The 9,537-nt window shown below is 70.7% G+C and carries 4 protein-coding genes; 3 read left to right on the forward strand and 1 reads right to left on the reverse strand.

The annotated features are described in order from the left end of the window. Positions 1 to 45: 45 nt before the first annotated feature. Complete coding sequence (locus ZRA01_RS18990; RefSeq protein ID WP_141354950.1) at positions 46 to 1,464, reverse strand: MBL fold metallo-hydrolase RNA specificity domain-containing protein; 1,419 nt, start codon at positions 1,462 to 1,464, stop codon at positions 46 to 48. A 277-nt stretch (positions 1,465 to 1,741) separates the two neighbouring features. Here ZRA01_RS18990 and pyc point away from each other — a divergent pair, with 277 nt between their 5' ends. The 3 genes from pyc (at position 1,742) to ZRA01_RS19005 (ending at position 9,428) form a co-directional block, all read left to right on the forward strand. Continuing rightward, a complete protein-coding gene (pyc, locus tag ZRA01_RS18995) occupies positions 1,742 to 5,242 on the forward strand; it encodes a pyruvate carboxylase (protein WP_246093761.1) in 3,501 nt (1,166 codons plus the stop codon). 77 nt (positions 5,243 to 5,319) lie between these two features. After that, on the forward strand, positions 5,320 to 5,796 hold the full coding sequence (locus tag ZRA01_RS19000; protein WP_141354951.1) for a phasin family protein: 477 nt from the start codon (positions 5,320 to 5,322) through the stop codon (positions 5,794 to 5,796). 272 nt (positions 5,797 to 6,068) lie between these two features. Continuing rightward, the gene (locus ZRA01_RS19005; protein ID WP_218028763.1) at positions 6,069 to 9,428 is read left to right on the forward strand and encodes a PAS domain-containing hybrid sensor histidine kinase/response regulator; all 3,360 of its coding nucleotides are present in this window, start codon (positions 6,069 to 6,071) and stop codon (positions 9,426 to 9,428) included. The last annotated feature ends 109 nt before the right edge of the window (positions 9,429 to 9,537 follow it).

Below are 9,537 nucleotides of genomic sequence, written 5' to 3' on the forward strand. Positions count from 1 at the left end.
AGGAAACTTGGGGCGGCCCTGCGTTTCCTTGAGAGGGCGCCGCCGCTACAGCGAGACGCTGGTCCCGGCGCGGGGTACGGTCACGCCGCTCCAGCCCAGCTCGGCGTGGAGCAACTCCGCGAAGGTGGCCGACGCGCCCGCCTCGCCGTGCATCACGAAGGTGTGCCGGGGCGGCGTGTGGAAGCCCCGTAGCCAGTGCAGCAGCTCGGCCTGGTCGGCGTGGGCCGACAGGCCACCGACGGTGTAGATGCGCGCCCGCACCGGCACCGGGGCGCCGAAGATATGCACCAGCCGGGCCCCGTCCACCAGCCGCCGGCCGAGGGTGCCCGCCGCCTGGAAGCCGGCGATCAGCACGCTGCATTCGCTGCGGGGCAGGTTCTCGCGCAGGTGGTACTTGATGCGCCCGGCCTCGCACATGCCGCTGGCCGAGATGATCACCGCGCCGCTCTTCACCTCGTTGAGGGCCTTCGAGCGCTCGGCGTCGGCGACGAACTCGATCTTCAACTTGTCGGGGTGGGCCGCCACCCAGTCGAGCAGCTCCCGCGTCTCGCTGTCGAGGAGCGCCGGGTGGGCCAGGGTGATCCGCGTGGCGGCGTTGGCCATCGGCGAATCCACGTACACCTTGAGCGGCGCGAGGCGCTGGCGGCGCACCAGATCGGCCAGGATGTAGATGATCTCCTGGGTGCGCCCCACCGCGAAGGACGGGATGATCAGGTTGCCGCCGGCCGCTTGGGTGCGCTGGAAGGCGGCGACGATCTCGTCCTCGGTTTCGGCCATCGGCCGGTGCAGGCGGTCGCCGTAGGTGGATTCGATGAGCAGCAGGTCGGCCTCGGGCACCGGCGGCTCGGGGTCGCGCAGCACCGGGCGGTCGCGCATGCCCAGGTCGCCCGAGAACACCAGCCTGCGCGGGCGCCCTTCGCCGCTCACCGTCACCTCGAGCCACGACGAACCGAGGATGTGCCCGGCGTCGTGGAAGCGCACCTGCACGGCCTCGGCCGCGCGCAGGGTTTCACCGTAGTTCACCGGCTGCAGCAGGCCCAGGCAATACTGGGCCTCGATCACCGTGTACAGCGGCGGCTGGATGCCCCCCGGGCTGCCGCCCTTGCCGCGCCGGTGCTGGTGGCGCAGCTGCCATTCGGCTTCTTTTTCCTGGATGTGGGCGCTGTCGGGCAGCAACACCTCGAGCAGGTCGATGGTGGCCGGGGTGGCGTAGATCGGGCCGCGAAAGCCCAGCACCGCCAGCCGCGGCAAGAGGCCGGAGTGGTCGATATGGGCGTGGGTCAGCAACACGAAATCGAGGCCTCGCACGTCAAAGCCGAAGTTGAGCGCCCGCACGTTCTTGGTGCGCGCCTCCGGGCCGCCCTGGAACATCCCGCAGTCCACCAGGAAGCGCACGCCCCCCGCCTCGACCAGCGTACACGAGCCCGTCACCTCGCCGGCCGCACCGTAAAAAGAGATCCGCATCGCCTGCTCCTCCGTGGGTACTTGCTGCCTGAGCATGAACCGCGGCGCGCCCGAATGCAACGCTGAGGCACCGCCACGGGGCGCCGTGCCCCGGGCGGAGCCAGCCTGGTTTACCCAAGCCCCGCCATGCGATGCGCTGCACAAAGCCCGGGCCATCGGGGTTCACCCGATTGCGTCCATTTAAAATCTCGAGAAAACTGCAATTTATCGGCATTCAAAACCAACGGGCGGGCTTCTTGCTTTGAAGCCCTGCCATCCCCTTCCCGGAAAACCCCGCATGATCCGTCGCCTCCTTGTTGCCAACCGCTCCGAAATCGCCATCCGCGTGTTCCGGGCGGCAACCGAACTCGGCATCAACACGATCGCCATCTACGCCGAGGAGGACAAGCTCTCGCTGCACCGCTTCAAGGCCGACGAGGCCTACCAGGTCGGCCGCGGTGAAGGCCGCCAGCTCGGCCCGCTGGAGAGCTACCTGTCGATCGACGAGGTGATACGCGTGGCCAAGGAGGCCGGCGCCGACGCGATCCACCCGGGCTACGGCCTGCTCTCCGAGAGCCCCGAGTTCGCCGAGGCCTGCGCCGCCGCCGGGATCACCTTCATCGGCCCGCGCCCCGACACCATGCGCACCCTGGGCAACAAGGTGTCGGCGCGCAACCTGGCAGTCTCCTGCGGCGCGCCGGTGATGCCGGCCACCCCGCCGCTGCCCGACGACCCGGACGAGATCAAGCGCCTCGCCCGCGAGATCGGCTACCCGGTGATGCTGAAGGCCTCGTGGGGCGGCGGCGGCCGCGGGATGCGCCCGATCGAGAGCGAGGAGACCCTGCTCGACGCCGTCGCCGCGGCCCGCCGCGAGGCCAAGAGCGCCTTCGGCAAGGACGAGGTGTACCTCGAGAAGCTGGTGCGCCGCGCCCGCCACGTGGAGGTGCAGATCCTCGGCGACGGCCACGGCAACCTGGTGCATCTCTTCGAGCGCGACTGCTCGATCCAGCGCCGCAACCAGAAGGTCGTCGAGCGCGCCCCGGCGCCCTACCTAGACGACGCCACCCGTGAGCGCCTGTGCGAGGCGGCGCTGGCCATCGGCCGGGCGACGAACTACGTGGGCGCCGGCACCGTCGAGTTCCTGATGGACGCCGACACCGGCGCGTTCTACTTCATCGAGGTGAACCCGCGCATCCAGGTGGAGCACACCGTCACCGAGATGGTCACCGGCCTCGACATCGTCAAGGCGCAGATCCGCATCGCCGAGGGCGGCCACATCGGCGCCACCGGCGAGACCGGCATCCCGGCCCAGGCCGACATCCGCCTCTCCGGCCACGCGCTGCAGTGCCGGATCACCACCGAGAACCCGGAGAACAACTTCATCCCCGACTACGGCCGCATCAGCGCCTACCGCGGCGCGATGGGCTTCGGCATCCGCGTCGATGGCGGCACGGCGTATTCGGGCGCGGTGGTGACACGCTTCTACGACTCGCTGCTCGAGAAGGTCACCGCCTGGGCCCAGACCCCCGAGGAGGCGATCCGCCGCATGGACCGCGCGCTGATGGAGTTCCGCATCCGCGGCGTGGCCACCAACCTGGCCTTCCTGCACAACCTGGTGAGCCACCCGCGCTTCATCGCCAACGACTACACCACCCGCTTCATCGACGAGACGCCGACGCTGTTCGACTTCCGCAAGCGCAAGGACCGCGCCACCAAGCTGCTCGGCTGGATCGCCGACGTCACCGTCAACGGCCACCCGGAAACCCGCGGCCGCGCGCTGCCGCCGGCCCACGCCCGCCAACCCGAGGCGCCGCGCTTCGCCACCGAGGCCCAGCCCGGCACCCGCCAGCGCCTCGAAGAGCTCGGCCCCACCAAGTTTGCCGAGTGGATGCGCAACGAGAAGCGCGTGCTCATCACCGACACCACCATGCGTGACGCCCACCAGTCGCTGCTGGCCACCCGCATGCGTACCCGCGACATCGTCGGCGTCGCCGAGGCTTACTCGCGCGGCCTGCCCCAGCTGCTGTCGCTGGAATGCTGGGGCGGCGCCACCTTCGACGTGGCGATGCGCTTCCTCAACGAAGACCCGTGGGAGCGCCTGGCGCTGATCCGCGCCCAGGCCCCCAACGTGCTCACCCAGATGCTGCTGCGCGGCGCCAACGGCGTGGGCTACACCAACTACCCGGACAACGTGGTGCGCCACTTCGTGCAGCGCGCCGCCGAGGGCGGGATGGACCTGTTCCGCATCTTCGACTGCCTCAACTGGGTCGACAACATGCGCGTCGCCATCGACGCCGTGCTCGACACCGGCAAGCTCGCCGAGGGCGCCCTGTGCTACACCGGCGACATCCTCGACCCGAGCCGCGCCAAGTATTCGCTGGATTACTACGTGAAGATGGCCAAGGAGCTGGAAAAGGCCGGCTGCCACATCCTCGCCATCAAGGACATGGCCGGCCTGCTCAAGCCCGCCGCCGCCCGCGTGCTGGTGAAGGCCCTGCGCGACGAGGTCGGCCTGCCGGTGCACATGCACACCCACGACACCTCGGGCATCAGCGCCGCCACCGTGCTGGCCGCCATCGACGCCGGCGTGGACGCGGTGGATGCGGCGATGGACGCCATGTCCGGCATGACCGCCCAGCCCTGCCTCGGCTCCATCGTCGAGGCCCTGCGCCACGGCGAGCGCGACCCCAGCCTCGACCCCGAGGCGATCCGCCGGATCAGCTTTTACTGGGAAGCCGTGCGCCAGCAGTACGCCGCCTTCGAGAGCGACCTCAAGGCGGGCGCCTCCGAGGTGTATCTGCACGAGATGCCCGGCGGCCAGTTCACCAACCTCAAGGAGCAGGCCCGCTCGCTCGGCCTCGACACCCGCTGGCACGAGGTGGCGCGCGCCTACCGCAGCGCCAACGACCTGTTCGGCGACATCGTCAAGGTCACCCCCTCGTCCAAGGTGGTCGGCGACATGGCCCTGATGATGGTGGCCCAGGAGCTCACCCCCGCCGACGTGCTCGACCCGGCCCGCGAGATCGCCTTCCCGGCCTCGGTGGTCGAGATGATGCACGGCGACCTCGGCCAGCCGCCGGGGGGCTGGCCCCAGGCCCTGCAGAAGAAGGTGCTGAAAAACGTGGAGCCGATCACCGCGCGCCCAGGCGCCCTGCTCGCCGAGGCCGACCTCGCCGCGCTGCGCACCGAGGCCGAGAAGAAGTGCGGCCGCCAGCTCTCGGAGGCCGAGTTCGCCTCGTATCTGATGTACCCGAAGGTATTCACCGAGTTCAACACCCTGGCCCGCCGCTACGGCCCGGTGTCGGTGCTGCCCACGCCCACCTTCTTCTACGGCATGGAGCCGGGCCAGGAGATCACCGTCGAAATCGAGCGCGGCAAGACCCTGGTGGTGCGCCTGCTCACGTTGGGCGAGGCCGACGAGGAAGGCCAGGTCAAGGTCTTCTTCGAGCTCAACGGCCAGCAGCGCATCATCAAGGTGCCCAACCGCAAGCTGGCCGCCAAGGTGGTCAGCCGCCGCAAGGCCGACGAGGGCAACGACGCCCACGTGGCCGCGCCGATGCCGGGCCTGGTGGTCACCATCGCGGTGAAGCCGGGGCAGGACATCAAGGCCGGCGACGTGCTCGCCACCCTCGAGGCCATGAAGATGGAGATGGCCCTCCACGCCCCCCCGCGACGGCGTGGTGAAGGAGGTGCTGGTGAGCGCCGGCCAGTCGGTGGACGCCAAGGACCTGATGGTCGTCCTCGAGTAAACGCCGCCCGCCGCCCGCCCCCACCAGCGGGCGGCAACACAAATTGTTGACGTCCCGCAATGGCAGCAGCCGCTGCGGCCGGTATGGTTGTTTCTTCTGTGGCCCCTCAACACAAGGAGAAACGCCGATGTTCTCCCTCAACGACTACCTGGCCGGCGCCGGCCAGGGCAAGCTCGACGCCCTCTCTTCGTTCTACGAAAACGCCTTCATCTGCGCCCACCGGGTGATTGCCCTCAATCTCAAGGCGACCCAGTCGCTGATGGAGGGCAACCTCTCCGAGGTCAAGGCCCTGCTCGACTCCCGGGACGCCGCCAGCCTGCACCAGGCCCAGTCCGACATGGCCCACAAGCTCATCCAGCAGGCCGTCGGCTACGCTGTGGGCTTCCAGGAAGTGGTCGCCGAAAATCAGCAAAAACTGTCGAATCTGTCCGCGGCCACGGGCGCCGACGGCACCCCAGCGCCCCCCGGCGCCAGCGTCGCCCCGCTGATGATCGACGTGGTCAGCGGGCTGCTCGACACCGCGGCCCGCTCCCGCGACGCGATGATGGAGATGGCCCGCCAGGTGGACGAAGGCCTCAACAAGCGCCCTCCTGCCGGGGGCTGAACCCTGGCCGTGGGTGTGCGGTGCCCGCTGCCGGGCGGCGCGGCGTCCCGCTGTTTTTTGCTGCCAGTTGATCCAGAACAAGGCGGCAGCATTTACCAATTAAGGCGAATTTTTCGATTAAGGCGGATAATCGGGGGCTGCCCTGATCGACACCCGCCCGCCATGCCTGCCTGCCCCCCACGCGCAGCGCGCCCGCTGCCCGTGACACCGTCGATGTCCGCGCTCCGCCCGCCCGTACCGCCCGTGCCGCACGCCGGGTCGCCCGCTGAACCATGACACGCTCCGCCCCCCCGCCCGCCGAAGCCACCGCCATCGACCGCCCGTGGTTGCGCTTCGTCCTCCCGCTGCTGGCCCTGTCGATGCTCATCGCCGGCCTCGGCAGCGTCGGCTACCGCTACCTCAGCGAAGAAATCCGCCGCGAAACCCATCGCACCCTGGCGGTGATCGTCGAACAGAAACGCCAGCAGATCGAAGGCTGGCTCAGCGACGCGCGGGTCGACACCGACCTGAGCTTCTACGGCCACTCCCAGCTCGAGATCCTGTTCAGCCAATGGACGCACGGCGGGCGCAAGGACGCACCGGGCCTCAAACGCATCCAGACGCTCATGACGCAGATGGCCGAGGCCCGCGGCTGGGCCGGCGTCGCGATCGTCGATGCCGACGCCACCCCCGCCTTCGTCGTCGGCGCCGCCGACGTCCGGGCCCACACCGCACTGATCCAGGACATCCTGCGCCGGCCCCGGGTCGAGCTCGTCGACCTCCACCGCAACGCCGACGGCAAGGTGCACTACGGCGTGCTGGCGCCGATCGGCTCGCCCGACATGGAGCCCCTGGGCGTGGCCTACGTCACCTGGAGCGCCGACCAGGCCCTCAACCCGCTGGTCGGCGCCTGGCCGGTGCCTACCCAATCCGCCGAGACCTACCTCGTCCGGCGCGACGGCGACAGCGTGCGCTTCCTCACCCCGCTGCGCTTCAACCGCGACGCCGCGCTGGTGCTGGGCCTGCCGGTCGCCAGCCCCGACATGCCCGCCGCCCGCGCGGCCCGCGGCGAGCGCGGCATCATCGAGGGCGGACGCGACTACCGCCGCGCCCCGGTGCTGGCCTACGCCGCCGCGGTGGCCGGCACGCCCTGGCTGATGATCGCCGAGATCGACGAGGCCGAAGCCTACGCCGGCGTGCGCACCATCGCCTGGGCCACCACCATTCTCGCCGGGCTGGGCCTCACCTTCGTTTACTCCGGCGGCTACCTGCTGTGGCGGCGCAGCCGGCAGCGCCACGAGCTGGCCGCCCTGCAGGCCGAGCGGGCCGCCGAGGCGCGCTTCCGGGTGGTCTTCGAGCAGGCGCCGCTGGGCATCGCGCTGCTCGACCCCGGCAGCGGCCGCTTCACCGACGCCAACCCGCGCCTGTGCGAGATCCTCGGCCGCAGCCCCGCGGAGCTCGCCGGCCTCAGCCCCCAGCGCATCACCCACCCGGACGACATCGCCGAGAGCGCCGGAATGCTGGCCCACCTCAAGAGCGGCGAGATCCCGGGCTACCGCCTCAACAAGCGCTACCTGCGCCCGGACGGCTCGCTGGTGTGGGCCAGCCTCACCTGCGCGCCGGTGCGCCTGGCCACCGAGGAGGCCCCGCGCTACCTCTACATCATCGAGGACATCACCGCCCGCCGTCAGATGGAGGAGCAGCTGCGCATCAGCGAGGCGCGCCACCGCCTGATCGCCGACAACGCCACTGACGTGATCGTCACCATGGATCTCGCCGGCGCCTACACCTACGTGAGCCCCTCGGTCGAGAAGCTGCGCGGCTTCAGCCCCGAAGAGGCCTTCCGGCAGCGCCAGGAGGAGGTCTTCTCGGCCGACTCGGTGGCGATCGTGCAGGCCTACTTCGCGCGGCTGCGCGCCGACCTCGAGGCCGGGCGCCCCATCGAAAACTTCCGCGGCGAGCTCGAACAGCGCTGCAAGGACGGCAGCACGGTATGGACCGACGTCTCGGCCAACCCGCTGCTCAGCCCCGACGGCAGCTTCGTCGAGGTCCTCGGCGTGTCCCGCGACATCAGCGAGCGCAAACGCTACGAGAGCCGGCTGCGGGAAGCCCACGCCGCCGCCGAGGCCGCCAACGCCGCCAAGAGCGAGTTCCTGGCCCACATGAGCCACGAGATCCGCACCCCCATGAACGCCGTGCTCGGCCTGGCCCAGGTGCTGGAGCGCGAAGCCCTGCCGGCCAACCAGCGCGACATGGTGCAGCGCATCCGCAGCGCCGGCCAGTCGCTGCTGGCGATCCTCAACGACGTGCTCGACCTCTCCAAGATCGAAGCCGGCCAGCTGCGCATCGAGCCCCACCCCTTCGACCTCGGCGCCCTGCTCGCCAGCCTCGACAGCCTGATGGGCCAGACCGCCCGCGGCAAGGGCCTGGCCCTGCACATCACGCCGCCGGCCATGCGCCCCGGCCCGCTGGTCGGCGACGGGCTGCGGCTCGAGCAGGTGCTGCTCAACCTCACCGGCAACGCCATCAAGTTCACCGACCACGGCGAGGTGGCGGTGCGCGTGCAGGCCTTCGAGAGCGACGCCGAGCACGTGCACCTGCGCTTCGAGGTCTCCGACACCGGCATCGGCATCGCCCCGGACGCCCTCGCCCGGCTGTTCACCCCCTTCACCCAGGCCGACGCAGGCATCGGCCGGCGCTTCGGCGGCACCGGCCTCGGCCTGTCGATCTGCAAGCGCCTGGTCGAGCTGATGGGCGGCACGATCTGCGCCGACAGCCAGCTCGGCCACGGCAGCGTGTTCAGCTTCGAAGTGCCCTTCATCCGCGGGCAGGTCGAGCCGGCCGCCGCCCGCCCGGCGCCGGCCGCCCCCCAGGCCAGCGGCCCGCGCCTCGCCGGCGCCCACCTGCTGGTGGTGGACGACAGCGCGATGAACCGCGACCTGGTCGAGCGGGCCCTGGCCCTAGAAGGCGCCACCGCCACCCTGGCCGCCGACGGCCAGCAGGCCGTGGAACTCCTGCGCAACAAGCCCGACGGCTTCGACGCGGTGCTGATGGACGTGCAGATGCCGGTGATGGACGGGCTCACCGCCACCCGCCAGATCCGCACCGAGCTGGGCCTCGCCGCGCTGCCCATCATCGCCTTCACCGCCGGCGTGCGCGACGACCAGCAGGCCGACGCCCGCCGCGCCGGCGCCAACGACGTGCTGCCCAAGCCGATGGACCTCGACCAGATGGCCAACCTGCTGGCGCGCTGGGTAAAGGCCCGCCCGGCCCCGGCCACCGCAATCGCCCCGCCGCCCGCCGGCAGCGAAGCCTTCCCCGACATCGACGGCATCGACGCCGCCCGCGCCGCCCGCCGCCTGGGGGGCGACCGGGCGATGTTCACCGGCCTGCTGCAGCTCTTCGTCACCGACAACCGGGACGCCGCCGGGCAGACCCGCGCCTTCCTGGCCGCCGGCGACCGGGAAGCCGCCGCCCGGCGCATGCACACCCTGCGCAGCAACGCCGGCTTCATCTGCGCCCTCGACCTGATGGCCTCGGCCGGCGAACTCGAAAAGGCCATCGAAGCCGGCGACACCGACATCGAACCCGCGCTCAGCGCCATCGGCAGCGAGATCGACGAACTCGTCGCCGCCTGCGGGCCCTGGCTATAAGCCGCAACGCAGCACCCTCGCCGCCGCTGGGAAGGGCGGCGGCGACGCGAAGCGACGGGGCCGGAGGTCGTCAGCTGGCAAGAAAGCGCCGGGCCGCCCCAAGTTTCCT

Source organism: Zoogloea ramigera, from assembly GCF_006539865.1.
GTDB classification, from domain to species: domain Bacteria; phylum Pseudomonadota; class Gammaproteobacteria; order Burkholderiales; family Rhodocyclaceae; genus Zoogloea; species Zoogloea ramigera.

What these genes read in the sequence shown, in the direction of transcription:
- ZRA01_RS18990 (WP_141354950.1), bottom strand. Translation starts at nt 1,464, where the DNA reads ATGCGGATCTCTTTTTACGGTGCGGCCGGCGAGGTGACGGGCTCGTGT.
- pyc (WP_246093761.1), top strand. Translation starts at nt 1,742, where the DNA reads ATGATCCGTCGCCTCCTTGTTGCCAACCGCTCCGAAATCGCCATCCGC.
- ZRA01_RS19000 (WP_141354951.1), top strand. Translation starts at nt 5,320, where the DNA reads ATGTTCTCCCTCAACGACTACCTGGCCGGCGCCGGCCAGGGCAAGCTC.
- ZRA01_RS19005 (WP_218028763.1), top strand. Translation starts at nt 6,069, where the DNA reads ATGACACGCTCCGCCCCCCCGCCCGCCGAAGCCACCGCCATCGACCGC.